General features: G+C 71.4%; 19 protein-coding genes and 1 riboswitch. Of the genes, 11 read left to right on the top strand and 8 right to left on the bottom strand.

The genetic code is table 11. The features are described 5' to 3' along the window. Nucleotides 1–207: 207 nt before the first annotated feature. A complete protein-coding gene (locus tag HPT28_RS16970) occupies nucleotides 208–606 on the top strand; it encodes a cyclophilin-like fold protein (protein WP_219091948.1) in 399 nt (132 codons plus the stop codon). A gap of 192 nt (nucleotides 607–798) precedes the next feature. On the opposite strand, the gene hisC is transcribed toward HPT28_RS16970, so the two are convergent. After that, nucleotides 799–1,887, bottom strand: a complete 1,089-nt coding sequence (gene hisC, locus HPT28_RS16965; protein WP_219091947.1) for a histidinol-phosphate transaminase — start codon at nucleotides 1,885–1,887, stop codon at nucleotides 799–801. Nucleotides 1,888–2,355: 468 nt separating this feature from the next. Between hisC and HPT28_RS16960 the strand changes: the two genes are divergently transcribed. The 4 genes from HPT28_RS16960 to HPT28_RS16945 all read left to right on the top strand — a co-directional run bounded on the left by HPT28_RS16960 (nucleotide 2,356) and on the right by HPT28_RS16945 (nucleotide 6,836). Further along, nucleotides 2,356–3,474: a LacI family DNA-binding transcriptional regulator gene (locus tag HPT28_RS16960; protein ID WP_219091946.1), complete on the top strand. Its 1,119-nt coding sequence runs from the start codon at nucleotides 2,356–2,358 to the stop codon at nucleotides 3,472–3,474. Nucleotides 3,475–3,730: 256 nt separating this feature from the next. Next, the gene (locus tag HPT28_RS16955; protein WP_306824633.1) at nucleotides 3,731–4,810 is read left to right on the top strand and encodes a metallophosphoesterase; all 1,080 of its coding nucleotides are present in this window, start codon (nucleotides 3,731–3,733) and stop codon (nucleotides 4,808–4,810) included. A 190-nt stretch (nucleotides 4,811–5,000) separates the two neighbouring features. After that, nucleotides 5,001–5,822 (top strand): hypothetical protein, encoded by an 822-nt coding sequence (locus HPT28_RS16950; protein WP_219091944.1) that lies wholly within the window; start codon nucleotides 5,001–5,003, stop codon nucleotides 5,820–5,822. 294 nt (nucleotides 5,823–6,116) lie between these two features. Further along, nucleotides 6,117–6,836 (top strand): hypothetical protein, encoded by a 720-nt coding sequence (locus HPT28_RS16945; RefSeq protein WP_257578782.1) that lies wholly within the window; start codon nucleotides 6,117–6,119, stop codon nucleotides 6,834–6,836. Nucleotides 6,837–6,892: 56 nt separating this feature from the next. Here HPT28_RS16945 and thiC read toward each other — a convergent pair whose 3' ends face one another. Then, nucleotides 6,893–8,701 (bottom strand): phosphomethylpyrimidine synthase ThiC, encoded by a 1,809-nt coding sequence (thiC, locus tag HPT28_RS16940; RefSeq protein WP_257578781.1) that lies wholly within the window; start codon nucleotides 8,699–8,701, stop codon nucleotides 6,893–6,895. Continuing rightward, a riboswitch (TPP riboswitch) is annotated at nucleotides 8,694–8,853 on the bottom strand. It overlaps the preceding gene by 8 nt. 62 nt (nucleotides 8,854–8,915) lie before the next feature. Between thiC and HPT28_RS16935 the strand changes: the two genes are divergently transcribed. Continuing rightward, entirely contained in the window at nucleotides 8,916–10,193 is a 1,278-nt protein-coding gene (locus tag HPT28_RS16935; RefSeq protein WP_308119320.1) for a YibE/F family protein, read from the top strand. Between the two features lie 36 nt (nucleotides 10,194–10,229). Here the strand turns inward: HPT28_RS16935 and HPT28_RS16930 are convergent, their stop codons facing one another. From HPT28_RS16930 to HPT28_RS16920, 3 genes are all read right to left on the bottom strand, one after another. Next, a complete protein-coding gene (locus tag HPT28_RS16930; RefSeq protein WP_219091942.1) occupies nucleotides 10,230–10,646 on the bottom strand; it encodes an SsgA family sporulation/cell division regulator in 417 nt (138 codons plus the stop codon). Nucleotides 10,647–10,864: 218 nt separating this feature from the next. Next, entirely contained in the window at nucleotides 10,865–11,086 is a 222-nt protein-coding gene (locus HPT28_RS16925; RefSeq protein ID WP_219091941.1) for a DUF5326 family protein, read from the bottom strand. A 154-nt stretch (nucleotides 11,087–11,240) separates the two neighbouring features. Then, complete coding sequence (locus tag HPT28_RS16920; protein WP_219091940.1) at nucleotides 11,241–11,558, bottom strand: cupin domain-containing protein; 318 nt, start codon at nucleotides 11,556–11,558, stop codon at nucleotides 11,241–11,243. A gap of 49 nt (nucleotides 11,559–11,607) precedes the next feature. Between HPT28_RS16920 and HPT28_RS16915 the strand changes: the two genes are divergently transcribed. The 4 genes from HPT28_RS16915 to HPT28_RS16900 all read left to right on the top strand — a co-directional run bounded on the left by HPT28_RS16915 (nucleotide 11,608) and on the right by HPT28_RS16900 (nucleotide 14,214). Next, entirely contained in the window at nucleotides 11,608–11,979 is a 372-nt protein-coding gene (locus tag HPT28_RS16915; RefSeq protein ID WP_219091939.1) for a phage holin family protein, read from the top strand. A gap of 133 nt (nucleotides 11,980–12,112) precedes the next feature. Continuing rightward, nucleotides 12,113–12,397, top strand: coding sequence for a hypothetical protein (locus HPT28_RS16910; protein ID WP_219091938.1), 285 nt, complete (start codon nucleotides 12,113–12,115; stop codon nucleotides 12,395–12,397). Next, entirely contained in the window at nucleotides 12,394–13,554 is a 1,161-nt protein-coding gene (locus HPT28_RS16905) for a cystathionine gamma-lyase (protein WP_219091937.1), read from the top strand. Before HPT28_RS16910 ends, HPT28_RS16905 begins: the two co-directional genes overlap by 4 nt. A gap of 186 nt (nucleotides 13,555–13,740) precedes the next feature. Then, nucleotides 13,741–14,214 carry an NUDIX domain-containing protein gene (locus HPT28_RS16900; protein WP_219091936.1) on the top strand — a complete coding sequence of 158 codons (474 nt, stop codon included), beginning with the start codon at nucleotides 13,741–13,743 and terminating at the stop codon, nucleotides 14,212–14,214. Between the two features lie 12 nt (nucleotides 14,215–14,226). Here HPT28_RS16900 and HPT28_RS27470 read toward each other — a convergent pair whose 3' ends face one another. Both HPT28_RS27470 and HPT28_RS16890 read right to left on the bottom strand, forming a co-directional pair. After that, nucleotides 14,227–15,426 (bottom strand): pyridoxamine 5'-phosphate oxidase family protein, encoded by a 1,200-nt coding sequence (locus tag HPT28_RS27470; RefSeq protein WP_306824632.1) that lies wholly within the window; start codon nucleotides 15,424–15,426, stop codon nucleotides 14,227–14,229. Nucleotides 15,427–15,431: 5 nt separating this feature from the next. Next, a complete protein-coding gene (locus tag HPT28_RS16890) occupies nucleotides 15,432–17,039 on the bottom strand; it encodes a globin domain-containing protein (RefSeq protein WP_219091935.1) in 1,608 nt (535 codons plus the stop codon). Nucleotides 17,040–17,322: 283 nt separating this feature from the next. On the opposite strand from HPT28_RS16890, the gene HPT28_RS16885 reads away from it, so the two are divergent. Next, on the top strand, nucleotides 17,323–17,775 hold the full coding sequence (locus HPT28_RS16885) for a GNAT family N-acetyltransferase (RefSeq protein WP_219091934.1): 453 nt from the start codon (nucleotides 17,323–17,325) through the stop codon (nucleotides 17,773–17,775). A gap of 73 nt (nucleotides 17,776–17,848) precedes the next feature. Here HPT28_RS16885 and HPT28_RS16880 read toward each other — a convergent pair. Further along, on the bottom strand, nucleotides 17,849–20,341 hold a 2,493-nt coding region (locus HPT28_RS16880), incomplete at its 5' end, for a transglycosylase domain-containing protein (RefSeq protein ID WP_306824631.1).

Here is a 20,341-nt window from a genome sequence, read left to right as displayed (position 1 = left end):
CTGCCCTTCTCGTCCGGCTCTCCCTTTCCGGTCTTATCCAGGCATTGCTGATGTCTGACGTTTTCCGATCATGAACGGACGATCTCACCCGAAAGGGAGAGGATCGTGAATGCGTTCACAATCACAAGCATTATGTCGCACGGGTCCACGCAACGAATCAGGGGGTCCCCCTTCCCTCAAACGTCAACAAAATGTTGAAATCAGCTCATGAGTGAGACACCCGAAACCGCCCCCCACCGCACCATCCGCATCGTCTGGCCCGCGGGTCAGCTCACCGCGACCCTCGACGACACCCCGGCGGCCGGGAAGCTGCTGGCCGCCCTCCCGGTGGAGTCCCGGGCCGCCACCTGGGGCGAGGAGGTCTACTTCGACACCGGGCTCAGCCTGCCCCTGGAAAGCGGTGCCCGGCAGGTCGTCGACCCCGGCACCGTCGCCTTCTGGACGGAGGGGGACGCCCTGGCCCTCCCCTACGGCCCGACCCCGATCTCCCGCGGCGACGAGTGCCGCCTCGCCAGCCCCTGCAACGTCCTGGGCAGCGTCGACGGCGACGCCCGGCGGCTCGCGACGGTCCGCAACGGCGATCCGATCCGCGTCGAACGCGCCTGACTCGCGGCGCCCCCGCGGCGCACCCCGCAGGCCCGGCAGCGCCCGTCGCGTCCACGGCCGGCGCCCGGCGTCCGCCGCCCCCGAGCGCACGGCCCGCGAGCGCAGGGCCCGCGAGCGCAGGGCCCGCGAGCGCAGGGCCCACCAACGTCCGGCCCACCCGGCTCCGGGGTGGGCCGGACTCCCGCGACGTGGCTACGCCTCCAGCTCCTTGCGGAACGCCGCCGCCGTCTGGAGGAAGATGTCGTTGGCCTCGGGCTCACCGATCGTCACACGCACGCCCTCGCCGGGGAACGGCCGGACCACCACGCCCGCCTGCTCCGCCCGGGCCGCGAAGTCCACGGTGTGCTCGCCCAGCCGCAGCCACACGAAGTTGGCCTGCGTCGGCGGAACCGTCCAGCCCTGCACCACCAGCTCGCGGCTGACCCGGGCCCGCTCGGCCACCAGGGACTCCACGCGCTCCAGCAGCGCCTGCTCGTTGCCCAGCGAGGCGACGGCGGCGTCCTGCGCGACCTGGCTGACGCCGAAGGGCACGGCCGTCTTGCGCAGGGCCGCGGCCACGGGCTCGTGCGCCACCGCGAAGCCCACCCGCAGCCCGGCCAGGCCGTAGGCCTTGGAGAACGTCCGCAGCACGCACACGTTCGGCCGGTCCCGGTAGAGCTCCAGGCCGTCCGGCACGTCCTCGTCGCGCACGAACTCGCGGTACGCCTCGTCCAGGACCACCAGAACCTCGGCTGGCACCCGGTCGAGGAAGCGCTCCAGGGCCTCCCGCCCGATCGCCGCGCCCGTGGGGTTGTTCGGGTTGCAGACGAAGATGAGCCGGGTGCGCTCGGTGACGGCGGCCGCCATGGCGTCGAGGTCGTGCTCCTCGGTCTCCGTCAGCGGCACCTTCACCGCCGTCGCCCCGGAGATCTGCGTGATGATCGGGTACGCCTCGAAGGAGCGCCAGGCGAAGATCACCTCGTCCCCCGGCCCGGCCGTGGCCTGCAGGAGCTGCTGCGCGATACCCACCGAGCCGGTTCCGGTCGCCAGGTGCGAGACGGGGACGTCGAAGCGCTCCGCGAGAGCGGCCAGCAGGCCGGTGCAGGCCATGTCGGGGTACCGGTTGAAGGAACCGGCCGCCGCCACGGCCGACTCCAGCACGCCCGGGAGCGGGGGGTAGGGGTTCTCGTTGGACGACAGCTTGTAGGACACGGCCCCGGCGGAGGCGGCACCCGGCTTTCCGGGCTTGTACGTGGGAATGCCGTCCAGCGCCTCGCGCAGCTTCGGGGTCTTGTCGGTCATCGCGTCCTCCTTGACAGCCTCGGCGGGTCCCGGTTCGACCACCCCGGAGCCCGTCCGCCAATACTGCACACCCTAAGAGGAATGTCCACGGACCCCCAGGGCCGCTCCGTCCCCCATGCTCCCCGAGAGTTCGCCGCTCACTCTTCGGCCGCTCACCGATCCCACCACGGGGCGGCGGCCGGGACGGCGCCCCGCGGGCCCCAGCGGCGGGGGCGCGCGGCACAGGCCGAGCGCGGGAGGCGCGCTCCGTGGCGCGCTTCACTCGTGAAGGTGAGTTGAGACCTCTTCGCAACATCCGGAGAAGTGAGGGGCCAGGCCCCCACATACCCCCTGGAGCTATAGCCATGACCTGCAACTACTCATCATTCAAAGGCAGTTAGCCCATAACGATCTTGCAGAATCGTGCCTGTTACCCCATGGGGGAACGCCCCCGCGAGTAACACCGCACAGCCCTACTATCGGCACGCCATGACAGCAGCAGGGAAGCACCAGGTGAGCCGGAACAGCGGCCGTCGGCTGGCACGTGCGGGCATCCGCGATGTCGCCGCAGCCGCCGGCGTCTCCATCACGACCGTCTCCGACGCGCTCAACGGCAAGGGCCGCCTCCCCGACGCCACACGCCGCCACGTCCGCGAAGTGGCCGACCGGCTCGGCTACCGCCCCTCCGCCGCCGCCCGCACCCTGCGCACAGGGAAATCCGGGCTCATCGGGCTGACCGTCACCACGTACGGCGAAGAACCGTTCACCTTCACCGAGTTCGCCTACTTCGCCGACATGGTGCGCGCGGCCACCTCCGCCGCCCTCGCCCGCGGCTACGCCCTCGTCATCCTCCCCGCCCCCGCCCGCCACAGCACCTTCGACGTCTGGGCCAACGTCGCGCTCGACGGCACCGTCGTCATCGACCCGGCCGATCACGACCCCGTCGTCACCGAGCTCGTCCGCCAGGGCATCCCCGTCGTCTCCGACGGCCGCCCCGGGGCCACCCTCCCCGTCACCGCCTGGGTGGACAACGACCACGAGGCCGCCGTCACCGGCCTCCTCGACCACCTCTCCGAATCCGGCGCCCGCCGCATCGGTCTGCTCACCGGCACCAGCACCGACACCTACACCCGGCTCTCCACCACCGCCTACCTCCAGTGGTGCGAGCGCGTCGGCCAGCCCCCCGTCTACGAGACCTACCCCGCCCACGACCCCTGCGCCGGCGCCGTCGCCGCCGACCGGCTGCTCGCCCGTCCCGACCGGCCCGACGCCGTCTACGGCCTGTTCGACCCCAACGGCACCGACCTCCTCGCCGCCGCCCGCCGCTACGGGCTCCGTGTCCCGGAGGACCTCCTGCTGGTGTGCTGCAGCGAGTCCACCGTCTACGCCACCACCGAGCCGCCCATCACCACGCTCTCACTCAAGCCCGGACGCATCGGCACCGCCGTCATCCAGCTCCTCATCGACGCCATCGAGGGCGTCGGCGCCACGGGACAGACCGTCCAGCAGGTCATGCCCACCGAGCTCATCGTGCGCGCCTCCTCCCAGCGCCGCCCGCCCCGCGCGACGATCATCTCCCCCCGCCGCGGACCCGCGCCCACCGACTGACCCGGCGGCTCCCGGCCACGGAACCGGCTCAGGAGAAAAGCGGAGGAATGCTGAAAAAACCCGGCTCCCCGGCCACCCGACGGCAATTGGCACCCCCCAGGTGCGTCACAAGCCCCGACCTGCGTTCCTATGATGGGGCGCACGGCACCGGCCCGGCCTCCGACCAGGGACGCCCACGACAGCATGGTCCGGCAGGTGCACAGCGCGCGTATGGGTGGAGGGGTCGATGACTCAGGGGGCCGGTCAGGGACCCGTGATGTGGCAGCCGACGAACACGAGCAGCGGCGCGACCGCGCCGCACATGCCGCGCATCGCCCACGTCCCGCCCGCCCACACCCCCATGCCCCCCATGCCCTCCCAGCCTCCCGTGAACGAGCAGGCGTTCCCCGAGGACGACGGCTACACCCCGACCCAGCGCGACCTCCCCGTCATCGGCGCCGGGGCCGCCGCCCAGCCCACCCCGACCCTCGTCGAGACCCCGGCCCCCGCGGCCGACCCCCAGGATCCGCGCGGGCCGCTCTACGTCGTCGGGGACGTCCACGGCTACCTCGACGAGCTCCGCGTCGCCCTGCGCGAGGCCGGGCTCACCGACGCGGAGGACCGCTGGGCCGCCGGCAACACCCGGCTGTGGTTCCTCGGGGACTTCACCGACCGCGGGCCCGACGGGGTCGGCGTCATCGAGCTCGTCATGCGGCTCTCCGCCGAGGCCGCCGCGGCCGGCGGCTACTGCAAGGCTCTCCTCGGCAACCACGAGCTGCTCATCATCGGCGCCCGCCGCTTCGGCGACACCCCCGTCGACTCCGGCGCGGGAACCGCCTCCTTCCAGGCCGCCTGGCTGCTCAACGGCGGGCAGCGCGGCGACATGGAGCGCCTGCAGGAGCACCACCTCCAGTGGATGAGCCGACTCGACGCCATGACGCTCGCCGACGACCACCTCCTCATCCACTCCGACAGCACCGCCTACCTCGAGTACGGCGAGACGATCGGAGCCGTCAACGACGCCATCACCGAGGCCCTCGAACGGCGCGACGCGGACGAGACCTGGGACCTGTTCCGCAAGTTCACCAAGCGCTTCGCCTTCCGCGACGAGGACGCCGGCCCGCAGACGGCCCGCGAGCTGCTCGCCACCTACGGCGGGCGGCGCATCGTGCACGGCCACAGCCCGATCCCCTACCTGCTCGGCGACGTCGCGTCAGCCGAGGGCTCCGGGGACGGCGACGAGGGGCCCCAGGTCGCCGGGCCCCACGTGTACGCGGACCGGCTCGCCATCGCCATGGACGGCGGCGTCACCATGGCCGGAAAGCTACTCGTGAGCCGGCTTCCCCTCGACGACTGACCCCAAAGATCCAGCCAGAGCGGCTTGACCTGCCGCTGAAGCGGGCAGACGTAGCCACAGCGGACCGGGGGCAATTCCGGAAACACCCTGTCACCGCACCCCGGAAGCGCTCTACCATCAAGGCTCTTCCATCCGCCCTTCCACCTGCCCGGAAGCCGGCCGACGCCACGGCCCTACGGAGCATCGGGGGATGCACATGAACAGCGCCCCGCATCTGCGGTTCGAGGACCGGCACGAGTTCGAGCGGGTCCTCGACGACGCACTGCACACTGCCTCGGGCCGGCCCGGCCTCGACGGCATCGGCCGACGCCTCGGCAGCGAGCAGCTGCGCGCCATGGCCCTGGCCGCCACCGCCTCCATCGCCTCCTGCGCGGCGGCGGAGTACGAGCGCTTCACCACCCTGCGCGAGGAGCTGCGCCGGTCTTCCAGAGGCTCTCCCGGGCTGGGCGGCGGCACCGGGGAGACCGGCGGCGCCGGGCTGTTCGCGATGGTGTCGGTCCTCGTGCCCATCCTCGCCGGGGCCGCCGCCGTCATCTTTCTCGCCGTCGGCTACACCCTCGCCGCCGTCTCCCCCGACCTCACCCTGGCCGACCCGATGCGGAGCGTCGGCTGGGTCTTCGCCGCGCTCGCCGCGGCCGGGCTGCTCGCCGCCTGTATCAGCCTCGTTCTCACCGCCCTACGCAACTCGGCCAGTTCCATACGGGCGGGCACGGGCCCAGGAACCGCCGCACGCCACGGAGACGGCACGCTCGAAGCCGAGGTGGACCGCGCGCGGGAAGCCTGGCGCAGTGCGCTCCTCGACCGCGGCATCCTGCCCTTCCTGCGCGAGGCACTGGCCAACGCCGAGCCCGCCACCACCGCGCCCGAGCAGTCCCGCACACCCCGGCTGGGCTACTCCCACCCGGGGTTCACCAGCCCAGCCGCCACCGAGGACACGCGCACCCGCCCCCGCTACTCCAGCCCCGACTTCAGCAGCCCGGACTTCACCGGCCCGGACCAGTCGTCGGACTGACGCCGCACGCTTCGGTGTGATCACCGGACGATCACGCGCCCGGGGCCCTGAGGACGAGGGCGGTACGGCTACGTCGAACGGAAACCCCGTCCTCGTCCGAGCCCGGCCCCGGCTGCCGGCCCACCCCCGGCCGAACCGCCGTCCGCAGACGTAGGGTCACCGTGCTCACGGCGAACGTCCTGCCCGAAACGCATGAGGCATCCGCTCCCGTGCCCGGAAGGCAGAATGACCAGCCGAGGCAGGCGGCAGGCACGGGAGGCCCGGCCTTTCGTTCACGATGTCCGGGAGGGACTCATGCGCACAGGTCTGCGCAAGACGACGTGCACAGCTCTGGCGGCGGGTGTCCTCGTGGTGTGTGGCTGCTCGGCTCAGCAGGAATCCGGTACCTCGACGGAACCGTCGAGCTCGGCGGGTCCCGTCGAGCCCCGTCCGCAGCCCCTGACAGTCACCCAGCTGAGAGAGCTCGCCTTCAAGGAAGGGGACGTCCCGGAGGCTCGCGATGGTGGCATACCCGTGCGGGAATCCGAGCCGGCGGGCACCAGCCGCCCCTTCCCACCAGTGTCCGACCCCACCTGCCAGACCATGCGGGACATCGCCGAAGGCCGACCCGCGGCGGCTCGGATCGTCCAGGTATTCAACTGGGAGGGCGACGTCTGGGGCGGCGAGTCGACCCTGGCCTCGTACAAGCACGGACAGGCCGAGCAGCACTTCACGAAGCTCGAGCAGGCACTCGCCTCGTGCCGTTTCTTCACGGGAGAAAGCTACACGGGCGAGTACACGGCGTCGGTCGTCGTGGAAGCTCCGCCGCAGTTCGGTGACGAGGCCGTGAGCTTCCAAGTCATCATCCCGCTCGGCCCGGAACTGCCCGAAGAGCGCAACGAGCATTTCACGGTCGTGCGCGCCGGTAACACCATCGCCTCGTTCAGCAAGCTGGATGTGGGGGAACATTCGTCCTTCCCAGCCGACCTGATCAGCCGACAGGTCGAGCGCCTGCGGAGCGCTCAACGCAGCTGACAACAGACGACCGGCGACCTCCGGAGGAAGTCGCCGGTCGGTTCCGTTCGGCCGGGTCAGTCGGCCATCGGCAGGTAGACGCGGTTGCCGGAGGCGGCGAACTCCTTGGACTTCTCCGCCATGCCCTCCTCGATCTCCTCCGTCGTCAGGTCGCCGCCGTGCTGGCGGCGAATGTCCTGGCTGATCTTCATGGAGCAGAACTTCGGACCGCACATGGAGCAGAAGTGCGCGGTCTTGGCGGGCTCGGCCGGGAGCGTCTCGTCGTGGAACTCCCGGGCGGTGTCCGGGTCGAGGGCCAGGTTGAACTGGTCCTCCCAGCGGAACTCGAAGCGGGCGTCGGACAGGGCGTCGTCCCACTCCTGGACGCCGGGGTGCCCCTTGGCGAGGTCCGCCGCGTGGGCGGCGATCTTGTAGGTGATGACGCCGGTCTTGACGTCGTCCCGGTTGGGCAGGCCCAGGTGCTCCTTCGGCGTGACGTAGCAGAGCATCGCCGTGCCCCACCAGCCGATCATCGCCGCGCCGATGCCCGAGGTGATGTGGTCGTAGCCGGGTGCCACGTCCGTCGTCAGCGGGCCGAGCGTGTAGAACGGTGCCTCCTCGCAGATCTCCTGCTGGAGGTCGATGTTCTCCTTGATCTTGTGCATCGGGACGTGACCGGGGCCCTCGATCATCGTCTGGACGTCGTGCGACTTGGCGATGCTGTTCAGCTCGCCCAGCGTCTTCAGCTCGGCGAACTGCGCCTCGTCGTTGGCGTCGGCGATGGAGCCGGGGCGCAGGCCGTCACCGAGGGAGAAGGTGATGTCGTAGGCCCGCAGGATCTCGCAGAGCTCCTCGAAGTGCGTGTAGAGGAAGCTCTCCTTGTGGTGGGCCAGGCACCAGGCGGCCATGATGGAGCCGCCGCGGGAGACGATTCCGGTCTTGCGGCGGGCGGTGAGCGGGACGTAGCGCAGCAGCACACCCGCGTGGACGGTCATGTAGTCCACGCCCTGCTCGGCCTGCTCGATGATGGTGTCCTTGTAGACCTCCCAGCTCAGTTCCTCCGCCTGGCCGTCGACCTTCTCCAGCGCCTGGTAGAGGGGGACGGTGCCGATGGGGACGGGGGAGTTGCGCAGCACCCACTCGCGCGTGGTGTGGATGTTGCGGCCGGTGGAGAGGTCCATGACGGTGTCGGCGCCCCAGCGCGTCGCCCACGTCATCTTCTCCACCTCCTCCTCGATGGAGGAGGTGACGGCGGAGTTGCCGATGTTGGCGTTGACCTTCACCAGGAAGTTCTTGCCGATGATCATCGGCTCGATCTCCGGGTGGTTGACGTTGGCCGGGAGAACGGCGCGGCCGGCCGCGATCTCGTCCCGCACGAACTCGGGGGAACGGTTCTCCCGGACGGCGACGTACTCCATCTCCGGGGTGATCTCCCCGCGGCGCGCATAGGCGAGCTGGGTCACGGCGGCGCCGTCCCGCCCGCGCCGGGGCTGCCGCGGGCGGCCGGGGAAGACGGCGTCGAGGTTACGCAGCCCGCCGCGCGGCGAGGTGTGCTTGATGCCGTCGTCCTCGGGACGCAGCTCCCGGCCGGCGTACTCCTCGGTGTCGCCGCGGCTGATGATCCAGTTCTCCCGCAGCGGCGGCAGGCCGCGGCGGACGTCGGTGTCGATCTGGGGGTCGGTGTACGGCCCGGACGTGTCGTAGAGCGTCACGTCCTTGCCGTTGGTGAGGTGGACCCGACGCACGGGCACCCGGATGTCGGGGCGCGAGCCGTCGACGTAACCCTTGTGCCAGCCGATGCGCGGCTCCGCCGGGTTCCCGGCGGCGTTGTCGGCGGCACGCTGGTCGCCGTCGTCCGCGCGCGTGTGTGCATCGTGCATGGTCATGAGACCCACTCCCTACGCCGGCATTACCCGGTAACAGGTTCGGCGGTCGACGCAGCCTTCCCCGTCCCGACGCGTTCGGTGTGCCCGACGTGTCGGCGTACGGAGGTCAGCGCCCTCTCAGCCCCGTGCTCGGAGCTCCCGCGATGTGCAAAAGCACGCATACGCTAGCGGTTCGCCCCGGCAACGCGCCAGTGGGTCTTGCGATGATCGGTCCGTGACCGATTCCCACACTCCCGAACAGGGCCACCAGCACACCCACCATCACGGCCCCGCCGCGCCAGTGTCCCAGCATCTGCGCACGGTCATCGCGGCGGTGCTCATCCCCTTCGCCACGGCGGTTCTCGCGGGGCTCGTCATCCTGTGGCCGGGGGGCGCCCCCGAGGGCGAGGACGGGCGTTCCGGCGTGGGCTTCGACCGCCAGCTGCGCGAGGCCCGGGTCACGAAGTCCGAGGTGGTGGACTGCGCGGAGGTCAACGCCCAGCAGCAGGACGGCGACCCGGCCACGGCGGGGAACTGCCGCCTGCTGACGGTGGAGGTGACGACGGGTCCGCATACCGGACGCACGTTCACGGAAGTGCTCACCCCGGACGCGACCCGCCGCCCGGACACCGGGCAGACGGTCGTGGTGGCCTACGCGCCACAGGCACCGGAGGAGTTGCAGTACAGCATCGTCGACATCGACCGCGACGTCCCGATGATCCTGCTGGCCCTGTTCTTCGCGCTGGTCGTCGTGGCGGTCGGCCGACTGCGCGGGGTGCTGGCCCTGGTGGGGCTGGCGACGACGTTCGCGGTGCTGACGCTGTTCATCCTGCCCGCGATCCTCCAGGGGGCGAACCCCCTGCTGGTGGCCGTGGTGGGCGGCAGCGCGGTCATGCTCGTGACGCTGTACCTGTGCCACGGGCTGACCGCGCGGACCTCGGTCGCGGTGCTGGGCACGCTGATCTCGCTCGTGCTCATCGGCCTGCTCGGCTCGCTGTTCATCGGCTGGGCGGACCTGTCGGGCAACACCGACGACCAGACCGCCCTGGTGCACAGCCTCTACCCGGACATCGAGATCCAGGGGCTGCTGCTGGCCGGGGTGCTGATCGGTTCCCTCGGCGTGCTCGACGACGTCACCGTCACCCAGACCTCGGCCGTGTGGGAGCTGAAGCAGGCCGATCCGACGGCGAGCCGGCGGCGGCTGTACGGCGCGGCCATGCGTATCGGGCGGGACCACATCGCCTCGGTGGTCAACACCCTCGTCCTCGCCTACGCGGGCGCGGCGCTGCCGCTGTTGCTGCTGTTCTCGGTCGCGGAGGCCGGGGTGGGACGGGTGGCCACGAGCGAGCTGGTGGCGGAGGAGATCGTCCGCACGCTGGTGGGCTCGATCGGCCTGGTCGCCTCGGTGCCGGTGACGACGGGGCTGGCCGCGCTCGTCGTCTCCGCCGGGCTGGGCCGCGGGGACGCGGGGCTGCGGCGCCCGCGCGGCGGCCGGCGGCGGCGCGCGAAGTGACGGCACCGGCCGGGCACCCCGGGCCGGGACTCGGCGCTACGGGCGGCCGGCGAGGATCTTGTCCAGCTCGGCGTCGAAGTCCGCGCAGGCGGGCTCCTGGCCGAGGGGGACGATGCGGTCGGTGCGGTCGAGGAACGCGACGAGCGGCGGCGCGCTCACCCGCAACAGAGCGCTCTCGGGGCCGACCTGGAGCCGGATGTGCAGATCGGCCAGGGCCTCGTCGGCGACGGGGCTGATGTGGACGTCGCCCTCCCCCGCCGGGCGGGTGATGCCGTCCACCAGCAGCTCGCGGCCGAAGACCCAGGTCACCGGTTCGTCGCCGGGGAGGCCGAAGGTGAAGCGGAGCGCGTACGGATCGGCCGCCTCATAGACGAGCTCCACCGGAATCCGGAAGGAGAGCTCCTCCGAGGCGAGGAAGCTCATCATGACCTGCGCCTGAACCCTGCCGTTCATCCGCGCCCCCGGCGTCTCGTGCCCGGCCGCGTCTCGGCAGGGCTGCTGTGGACCTCGCTGTGGATTTGGGGGCTCAGGGGCCCCTGGGGGCATCGTTCACCAAGATCGAGAAGTTCCACAATGCGCGTGCTTCAAAGTCACCCGATTGACAACGGAGTTGGTGCGTTCATGTCCCTCCGTCGGCGGGAGGCGCCCAGGTCAGCGATCCGAGCGTCGGTTCACCAGCCTCCGGAGGAGTTACCGGAGGACGACGACAGGAACTTCCGTGCGAGGAAGACGACGACGGCGACGACGGCTGCGAACAGCAGCAGGTTGAACAGCAGGCCGACCACCGCCGTCACCAGCCATACGACCGCCTTGAAGACGATCATCGCGACGACGAGGATTCCCACCCACTTGATCCATGTGGGCAACCCCGCGAGGGTGCTCTTCGTGCTCATGTCCGCTCCCTGTTCTCCGAGCCGAGTCCGTGCCGGCGTGTCGTCCGGCTGCCTCCGATGCTAGGCAACGGCAGACCGCGGCGGGAGTGCCGCCGGCCCGGGTCCAGCCCTGAGCGGCCCCTTAGGGGCGCGGGGGGCGGCACGCCCGCCGCCGTCATCCTTCCGGGGGAGAGAACACGACCATGACCCGCAGGTCCTCGCTGATGTGGTGGAAGCGGTGCGGCACTCCGGCGGGCACGTAGACGACGCTGCCGCGCGCGACGCTCGTCGTCTCGTCGCCGACGGTCAGGGCGGCCCGGCCGCTGACGACGAAGTAGACCTCGTCCTGGCCGTGGGGCTTCTGGGGATCCTGAGATCCCCGGTCGAGGGCGTACAGGCCGACCGACATGTTCCGTTCCCGCAGGAACTGGAGATATGCGCCGTCGTTGGCGGCCCGCTCGGCCTCCAGTTCCGCCAAGTGGAACGACTTCACCGTGTGAACCCCTCGTTTCGCCGGGCGGTTCTGGGAGACCATCCCCAGCATGATGAATGTTCTTGTCAAGACCCTCGCCAACGCGGTCGCTCTGGCCGTCGCCGTCTGGCTGGTGGGCGACATCACGCTCACCGGTGACAGCACGGGAGACAAGGCGCTCACGCTCATCGTGGTCGCTCTGATCTTCGGCGTCGTCAACCTCGTGGTCAAGCCGGTCGTGAACCTGCTGTCCCTGCCGGCGCTGATCCTCACGCTCGGTCTGTTCATGCTGGTCATCAACGCGCTGATGCTGCTGCTCACCTCCTGGATCGCCGACGGGCTGGACGTCCCGTTCCACGTCGAGGGCTTCGGCACCGCGCTGCTGGGCGGTCTGATCATCTCGATCGTCGCGTGGGCCGTCGAGCTGGTGCTGCCCGACTGACCCCCGGATCCCTGGCCTTCCCGCGCCTTCCCGCGCCCCGAGGCGCCCGGGCCGCCTCGGGGCGTCTCGGGCCGCCTCGGGGCGCCCCGGGGGCGGGCTGCCCCGGCGGGAACCCGTCGTCGATGATGGGCGCATGTCCCTCCTCGACCGGAGCCCGTCCACCGCCCGCCCCGCGGCGCCCTACCGCGTGTGCGTCGTGTGCACCGGCAACATCTGCCGCTCCCCCGCCGCCAAGGTGCGGCTGCTGCGCTCGTACGAGCCCGGCTGGGCCGACGGCGGTTTCCCGGCCGGTGAGGACGCCGACGTCCCCGACCCCTACTACGGCGGCCCCGAGGGCTTCGACGAGGTGCTGGAGATGATCGAGTCCGCGATGCCGCGGCTGCTCGACGCGATCACGGAGGAGCTGGCCCGCCGATGACACCCGACAGCCACCAGACGCCCGGGGAGAGCACGCGGGCCGTGCGCGCCGGGCTGCCGCCCGAGGAGCCCTACGCGCCCCCGCTGCCCGGGCCGGCGTTCGCCGCCCACTACCACCTGCCCGGCGACCCGGCCGACGCCCCGTACACCTACGGCCGGGACGGCAACCCCACGTGGACGGCGCTGGAGCGCGCCGTCGCCGAGTTGGAGGACCCCGGAGGCACGGCCCAGGCGGTGGCCTTCGCCTCGGGCATGGCCGCCATGTCCGCCGTGCTGCTTTCCCGGGTGCGCCCCGGCGACGTCGTCGTCCTCCCCGAGGACGGCTACAACCTGCTGGCTCTGCTGCGGGAGCGGTTGGAGTCCTACGGCGCCCGGGTGCGCACGGTGCCGACCGGGGGGCCGGAGCAGTTCGAGGCCTTGGCGGGCGCGTCCCTGCTGTGGCTGGAGACGCCGTCGAACCCGGGGCTCGACGTGTGCGACATCCGACGCCTGTCCGAGGCGGCCCACGCCGAGGGCGCGCTCGTCGTCGTCGACAACACGCTGGCCACGCCGCTCGGCCAGCGTCCGCTGCTGCTGGGCGCCGACGTGTCCGTCGCCAGCGGCACCAAGGCGCTGACCGGCCATGGCGACGTGCTGCTCGGCTACGTCGCCTGCCGCGACGCCGCCGTCGCCGAGGACGTCCGGCTGTGGCGCAAGACGGTGGGCGCGATCCCGGGACCGATGGAGGCGTGGCTCGCGCACCGCAGCCTGGCGACGCTGGAGCTCCGGGTGGCGCGGCAGGCGGAGTCCGCGCTGGCCGTGGCGCGGGCCCTCGCCGAGCGGCCGGAGGTCGCCGGGGTGCGGTACCCCGGGCTGCTTCAGGACCGGGCGCATCCGCTGGCGGCCCGGCAGATGCGCGGCTTCGGCTGCGTGGTGTCGTTCACCCTGCCCGACCGGGCGTTCGCCGAACGGTTCCTGTCCCGGCTCCGCCTCGTGCACCAGGCCACGAGCTTCGGCGGAGTGCGCAGCACGGCGGAGCGGCGGGGCCGCTGGGGCGGGGACGCCGTGGCGGACGGCTTCGTGCGGCTCTCCGTGGGCGTCGAGGACACACGGGACCTCGTCGCCGACGTCCTGCGGGCGCTGGCGGAGGCCGGGGGCCCACAGACGCCCCTGGAGTGACGGCCCGCGGGGCGCGCGGACGCGAGCGGTTTGGGACTCCCCCTCGTGTCCCAAACCGCCGCCCCCGCTCCGACGGAGCGGTTCTGGGCACAGGGTAGTTGACTCTCCGTCAATGTCCAGTTGACGGAGAGCATGGGCTGGGGCGGGTGAGGTTTCGGTCGCGTTCCGGTGCGGGAGACCCCTGGCATGTCCTCCGCCCGACCCGTCGTCAAGCGCACCGCCCGTGCCATCCTGCTCGACCGCGACGCGCTGATCGTCATCAAGCGCACCAAGCCCGGCGAGGAGCCCTACTGGATCACACCCGGCGGAGGCATGGAGCCGGAGGACGCGTCCGTCACGGCCGCGCTCCACCGCGAGCTGGACGAGGAGCTCGGCGCCGAGGTGACCCATGCCGTCCCCGCCTTCGTGGACACCGTGCCCGAGGGCGACGAGGGCGGCGTGAAGGTCCAGCACTTCTTCGTGTGCCGGCTGGCGTCGATGGACCTCAGCCGGCGGCACGGCCCGGAGGTGGAGGAGCCGTCCGGTGAGTACGAGGTCGTCCGGCTGCCCTTCACCCCGGCCGGGGTCGACTCGGTCAACGTCGTCCCGCCGGCCCTGCGGGCTTACCTCCGGCGCAACATCGAGGGCGTGCGGGCGCTGCTCGCGGACGACCTCGGCTGACCCGGCGGGCGGTCAGCTCCGGGGCGGGCTGAACCACTCGGCGTAGGAGGCGCGGTCCTTCTCGTCGCGCCGGGCGTGGGCCTCGGCCAGCAGCCGCTCGGCCCGTTCCTGCCAGGCCCGCGACGCGGCCAGCGACGCCAGCTGCCCGGACGGCTCCGCGGCCCCGGGCGACTTGACGGCTTCTGGCGGCACGCCGGCTTCGGAGAGCGCGTCGGCATCGGGCACCGTCAGCGGGTCCGACAGCGGGGCGGGCCCGGGCGGCACCGGGGAGACCGGCTCCGACGGCCCGGCGGCGGGCTGGGCGGGAACGGGCGGGTGCTCGGGCGGCGGCGGGACGGCCCCGCCCGGCGGCGGCACGAGCGGAGGCGGCGGAAACGTCTCCGCACTCGGCACCGGCGCGGGGGCCGGGACGCCGCCGGGCTCCCGCGGTCCTGACACGGGCCCGGGGGCGGAAGCCGGGGCGGGAGCCGGGGCGGGAGCCGGGGCGGCGGAAACGGGCCCGGGCGTGGTGGGCCGGGGCGACGTCCCACCGGCCGGACGGTGACCGCTCCGGGGTGAGCGGCCCCCCTCCCGCTCGGCCCGGTCGCGGGCGGTGCCGAAGAAGTCGCCGCCCTTGCGCTTGTGGTCGTCGGTGCCCCACTCACGCCTCGTCCGCTTGGGCGCGTGCTGGAGGTGCGGGATGTGCTTCGCACAGTGGATGTAGGCCTCGTCCACGGTCACCCGCACCCACAGCTCCGCGCGGCGGCCGGGCACCGGGTCCTCCGGAAGGTGCGGGTATTCGGCCCGTATGTCCGCGTCCTCCAGAATCTCCGCCGACCCATTGATGTGAAGCCCGATCCGGGCCCGGATGAAATCAATCAGCAGAATGCCCAGATGGGGATTCTCCCGGATATTCCCCAGGCTGGCGTGAACACCGTTCCCGCGGTACTCGGGATAGGCGAGCGTTCGCTCGTCCAGAACCTGCAGAAAGCCCTGCGGACCGGCCCGGAACGTACTGTCACAGTTGCCGTCGCGATCCGCTGTGGAGAGAAAGAACATCTCCTGCCGGGAGGCGAACTCCCTCATACGCTCATTGAGGTGGTCGAGCATGTGATCGGCGTAGAAGCGGTCCGCACGCCGCTCGGATCCGAGCTGAGCCTGAATCTCGTGCTCGCCCGCACTGCCCGGCCGACCGCCGCTGTCTCCGCGCTCTTCCACGTCGTGTGCTCCCAAGGGTCTCAGTCTCCTGCGGCCTGCGACACGAGCTCGTCCAGGGAGTCGTGCCGTATGCGGCTGGCGGGTATGCCCACGCCCACGAGTGCGTCGATGCCGCTGCGGATCATCCCCGGCGGTCCGGACAGATAGCCGTCGTAGGTGCCCCAGCGGCCCGCTCCCCGGACGGCGTCGGGCAGTTGGCCCGCCAGGCCCGAGGCGCGCACGGGACAGCCGTCCGCGACGACCGGCCGCACCGCCAGCCACGGGTGCTGCGACTCCAGCTTCAGCATCGTCTCCAGGTCGTACAGGTCGTGGTCGCTGCGGGCGCCGTAGAAGACCTCGACCGGGCGGGGCCTGCCGTGCTCGGCGACGTCCTCCACGAGCGCCTTGATGGGGGCGATCCCCGTGCCGCCGCCGAGGCACAGCAGCCCGTTGTCGGTTCCGTGGTCCACGGTCATGTTCCCGGCGGCCGGACCGAGCCGGAGGACGTCCCCGGCGCGGGCCCGGCGCACCAGCGCCCCGGAGACCCAGCCGGCCGGGACGGCCTTGACGTGGATGCTCAGCAGCCCGTCGGGCCGGGGCGCCGCGGCGAGCGAGTAGCTGCGCCACACCCGCGGCCACCACGGCGTCTCCACTGTCGTGTACTGCCCGGCGAGGAAGGGGTAGGGCTGGTCGGGGCGGAGGGTGAGGACGGCGATGTCGTCCGTCCGCCTCTCGTGGGCGACGATCTCCGCGTGCCACCAGGCCGGCGCACGTGCCTCGTCCTCGGCGGCGGCGTCGATCATGATCTGCGAGATGGCGGTGTAGGCGCGGACCCACGCCGCCTCCGTCTGCGGCGACCACGTGTGGTGCGCGTACCGTGTCAACGCGGCGATCAGGCACTCGCCGACGGCCGGATAGTGCTCGGGCCGGGTGCCGTACTTGCGGTGGCCGCGGCCGAGGGCGGACAGGTACTCCGTCAGCACGGAGGCGTTGTCGACGTGCTGGGCGGCGGTGAGCAGCGCCTTGAACAGCCGGTCGCGCTGGGCGTCCATGGACGCGGGGAACATGTCCCGCAACTGCGGGTGGCGCACGAAGAGCATGGCGTAGAAGTAGGCGGTGACGGCCTCGGAGGCCGGTTCGACCTCCTCCATCGTGCGGCGGATGAGCGTGGCGTCGGCGGTGGGCGGCGCGCCCGCCCGGCCCTGCGGCGCGCCGTCTCCGGCTGCCGGGGAGCCGCCGCTCGCGGCGGGCTGCGGGCCGGACGCGGGCTCGAACACCGAAGGCTGCGGGGGTCGCTGGGCCTGCTGGGGCCCCGCCTGCTGCGGACGCTGGGCCTGCTGGGGGCGCTGGCCCTGGGCGGGGTACCCGGGCTGCGGGTGCTGCCGGGGCTGGGGGGCGCCGGAGTGCTGCGGATTCTGCGGGCCGCCCGGGTGCGGCTGGGCCTGCTGGTGCTGCGGCTGACCGGGGGTGTACTGCGGCGGGATGACGTCCGGGTGGCCATCCGCGCCACCGCCCGGTCCTGACGGGGAGGACCCGTCCGAGGTCTGCGACTCGGGTTCACTGCGGCTGGGCCGGGAAAACCAGCCCCAGTCACCATCGCTGCCGGATTCGGGGCCGGGTATCCCGTTGTCGGCCGACATGGTGGTCATGTGTGCCTCGTCCTCTACGTCTTAGGCCGGTTCGTGCACTTCTGTGGACGTGAAGCGACTCGTCTTGTCCCTATCTGACGCGGATATGTCACCGCGTTCATGGGCAGGTCAGACGCCCGACCGAGCATTGCGGCGTGATGCGCACCCGACCATACCGTTACCTCATGAATGCACAAGAGTCGTCGGAGGCGCAGCAATTCCACGATTCTGCAGAGGCCGTGGGGAAATCACCGTCCGTAGTCCACACGGGGTTCACCGAGCCCGTCGCCGTAGGCTTCGGGCCATGAACGATCTCACCATCCGGCCCGCCACGGCCGACGACATAGTGGACATCGTGGCCATGCTGGCCGATGACGCGCTGGGTGCCCAGCGCGAGTCCCCCGACGACCTCACCCCCTACCGCACCGCGTTCGCCGCCATCGCCGCCGACCCGCAGCAACATCTGGTCGTCGCGGAGCGCGACGGGCGGACGGTGGGGACGCTCCAGCTCACGGTCATCCCCGGGCTGTCCCGGCAGGGGGCTTCCCGGGCCCTCATCGAGGCCGTGCGGGTGCACGCCGACGAGCGCGGCAGCGGGCTCGGCTCGGACCTGATCCGCTGGGCCGTGCAGGAGGCCCGGCGGCTGGGCTGCCCGCTCGTCCAGCTCACCTCCGACGCCTCCCGCACGGATGCGCACCGCTTCTACGAGCGCCTCGGCTTCACGGCCTCCCACGCGGGCTTCAAGCTCGCCCTGTGAACGCGGACGGGCGCGGGGCGCCATCAGCCGTCAGGCCGATGGCGCCCCGCGCCGGTGCTGCCGCGTCCCTCGGCTAGCCGCTGTCGGCGTCCGACCCGCCGAACCAGCCACCGCTGTCGTTGCCGCCGTTCCCGTTGCCGTTGCCACCACCCGAGTCGCCGGTGGTGTCCCCGGTGTCGCCGGTGGTGTCCCCGGTCGTCTCACCCGTCGTCTCACCGGAGGTCTCCCCGGTGGTCTCGCCCGTCTGGCCGGAGTCCTGGCCACTCGAGTCGTCGCAGTTCCAGTCGAGCGGGCCACAGGACGGCTTGCCGGTGGGCTTGTCCGTCGGCTCGTCGGTCGGCTCCTCCGTCGGCTCCTCCGTGGGCTCCTCGGTCGGCTCCTCGGTCTCCTCTTCCTCCGGCTTCTCCTCGGGCTCCTCCGGCTTCTCCTCCGGCACGTTCCCGCCGTTGACGACGTTGCTGATGGGACGCGGCTCCGGGAACGCCTCGGGGGGCGTCTTCTTGAGCGCCTCCTTCATGTAGTCCACCCAGACCCGGGTCGGGATGTCACCACCGTGGATGGAGTCCAGCCCGCCGGTGCCGTTCATGGACAGCAGGCCCGGGTTCTTCGGGTCCTCCCGGAACATCGTGACCGCCGTGGAGAGCTGCGGGGTGTACCCGACCCACCAGGCTGACTTGTTGTCGTCGGTCGTACCCGTCTTCCCCGCCACCGCGCGGTTCAGCTCCAGGGCCTGCTTACCGGTTCCGTTCTTGACGACGCCCTCCAGGACGTCGGTCACGGTGTTGGCCACGTTCGGGTCGATGGCCTGCTTCTTCTTGGGCTTCTCGAAGCCGGCCACCTCGTCGCCGCCGCGGAGCACCTTGGTGACCGAGTACGGCTCGGTCTGGATGCCGGAGGCCGCGAAGGTCGCGTAGGCGTCGGCCATGCGGATCGCCGACGGGGTGGAGGTGCCGAGCGCGAAGGAGGGGTTCAGGGCGTCGAAGCTGTGGTCGCTGATGCCCGCCGCCGCGGCCGTGTCCCGCACCCTCTGCATTCCGACGTCCATACCGAGCTGGACGTACGGGCTGTTGGCGGAGACCTCCATGGCCTCCCGGAGCGTGACGATGCCGTAGTCGGCGTCGCCCTCGTTCACCTGGCGGAAGGGCTCGTGGTCCTTGGTCAGGTACGGGGAGCCGTCCTGCGTCTTGATGACGATGCCGTTGTCGCCGTCGTACTTGCTCTCCGGCGAGATGCCCTGTCCGTCACTGAGGTACGTGCCGTGCTCCATCGCCGCCGCGAGGACGAAGGGCTTCCACGTCGAACCGACCTGGATACCGCTGGTGTCGGCGTTGTTGTTGTAGTGCCCCTTGTCCACGCCCTCGCCGCCGTAGATGGCGACGATGGCTCCGTCGTTCGGCTGGACGGAGGCCGCGCCGAACTGGACGAACTGGTCCTTCTCCCGCTCCTCCGGCTTGAGGTGCTTCTCCCGCGCCGACTTGACCGCCTTCTCCAGCTGCTTGGTCTTGCCCTTCTCGAAGGTGGTGTAGATCTGGAAGCCCCCGAGCTCGAAGTCGTCACGTGTGAGCCCCGTCTTGGCCATGACGTACCGCTTGGCGGTCTCCATCATGTAGCTCGCCTGCGCCGAGTCGCCGCGGACCGGCTTGGGGTCCTGCGGCATCGGGAACTCCTTCGAGTACTGGGCGTGCTCCTTCTTCGTCATGAGCTCCAGCTCGAGCTGACGGTCCAGGATCCAGTAGTAGCGCTTCTTCGCGCGCTCGGCGTTGGCCTTGGCGCTCGCGGCGTCGCTGAGGCCGCCGGCGGGGTCGTACAGGTCGGGGCCCTTGAGGACGGTGGCCAGGAAGGCGCTCTCGTCGGGCTCCAGGTCCACCGCGTCCTTGCTGTAGTAGGCCTGCGCGGCGGCCTGGATGCCGTAGGCGTTGCGCCCGTAGTAGGCGGTGTTCAGGTAGCCCTGGAGGATCTCCTCCTTCTCCAGTGTCGTCCCCACCTTGATGGAGATGAAGAGCTCCTTGAACTTCCGGTCGAGGGTCTGCTCCTGGGACAGGAAGTTGTTCTTGACGAACTGCTGGGTGATCGTCGAGCCGCCCTGGGTGTCCCCGCCCTTCGCCATGTTGACGACGGCACGGGCGATGCCCTTCGGGTCCACGCCGCTGTCGGTCCAGAACGTCTCGTTCTCGGCGGCGATCACCGCGTTCTGCATCGACTTGGGAATGTCCTTCAGGTCGATGTTCTGCCGGTTCGTCGAGCCCTCACGGCCGAGGACGGAGCCGTCGGCCCAGTAGTAGACGTTGTTCTGCTGCCGGGCGGCGGCGTTCGCCTCGTTGGGCACCCCGACCATGGCGTAGCCGATGGCGAAGAGGCCCACGAGCATGCCGAAGCCCATGATGCACATCGCGGAGATCTGCTTGAAGGACGGCGTCCAGCGGCGGAAGCCCTGCTTGCCCGAGCGCGGGTAGTCGATGAACCGCTTCTTCGCCACCGGTGCCGGGCGGGCCGCGCGGCGGCCCGCCCGGCCCGCGACCGCGGCGGCTCCCGCCCCGGCCCCGGCCCCCACGGCCTGCGCACGGCG

Source organism: Streptomyces sp. JJ38, from assembly GCF_019303475.1.
Taxonomy (GTDB): domain Bacteria; phylum Actinomycetota; class Actinomycetes; order Streptomycetales; family Streptomycetaceae; genus Streptomyces.
The sequence above is the reverse complement of the archived record's forward strand: the minus strand, read 5'-3'. Positions and strand labels throughout refer to the sequence as shown.

Bases quoted from the DNA above. Each gene is read 5' to 3' on its own strand.
- HPT28_RS16970 (WP_219091948.1), top strand. From the start codon at position 208: ATGAGTGAGACACCCGAAACCGCCCCCCACCGCACCATCCGCATCGTC.
- hisC (WP_219091947.1), bottom strand. From the start codon at position 1,887: ATGACCGACAAGACCCCGAAGCTGCGCGAGGCGCTGGACGGCATTCCC.
- HPT28_RS16960 (WP_219091946.1), top strand. From the start codon at position 2,356: ATGACAGCAGCAGGGAAGCACCAGGTGAGCCGGAACAGCGGCCGTCGG.
- HPT28_RS16955 (WP_306824633.1), top strand. From the start codon at position 3,731: ATGTGGCAGCCGACGAACACGAGCAGCGGCGCGACCGCGCCGCACATG.
- HPT28_RS16950 (WP_219091944.1), top strand. From the start codon at position 5,001: ATGCACATGAACAGCGCCCCGCATCTGCGGTTCGAGGACCGGCACGAG.
- HPT28_RS16945 (WP_257578782.1), top strand. From the start codon at position 6,117: ATGCGCACAGGTCTGCGCAAGACGACGTGCACAGCTCTGGCGGCGGGT.
- thiC (WP_257578781.1), bottom strand. From the start codon at position 8,701: ATGACCATGCACGATGCACACACGCGCGCGGACGACGGCGACCAGCGT.
- HPT28_RS16930 (WP_219091942.1), bottom strand. From the start codon at position 10,646: ATGAACGGCAGGGTTCAGGCGCAGGTCATGATGAGCTTCCTCGCCTCG.
- HPT28_RS16925 (WP_219091941.1), bottom strand. From the start codon at position 11,086: ATGAGCACGAAGAGCACCCTCGCGGGGTTGCCCACATGGATCAAGTGG.
- HPT28_RS16915 (WP_219091939.1), top strand. From the start codon at position 11,608: ATGATGAATGTTCTTGTCAAGACCCTCGCCAACGCGGTCGCTCTGGCC.
- HPT28_RS16910 (WP_219091938.1), top strand. From the start codon at position 12,113: ATGTCCCTCCTCGACCGGAGCCCGTCCACCGCCCGCCCCGCGGCGCCC.
- HPT28_RS16905 (WP_219091937.1), top strand. From the start codon at position 12,394: ATGACACCCGACAGCCACCAGACGCCCGGGGAGAGCACGCGGGCCGTG.
- HPT28_RS16900 (WP_219091936.1), top strand. From the start codon at position 13,741: ATGTCCTCCGCCCGACCCGTCGTCAAGCGCACCGCCCGTGCCATCCTG.
- HPT28_RS16890 (WP_219091935.1), bottom strand. From the start codon at position 17,039: ATGACCACCATGTCGGCCGACAACGGGATACCCGGCCCCGAATCCGGC.
- HPT28_RS16885 (WP_219091934.1), top strand. From the start codon at position 17,323: ATGAACGATCTCACCATCCGGCCCGCCACGGCCGACGACATAGTGGAC.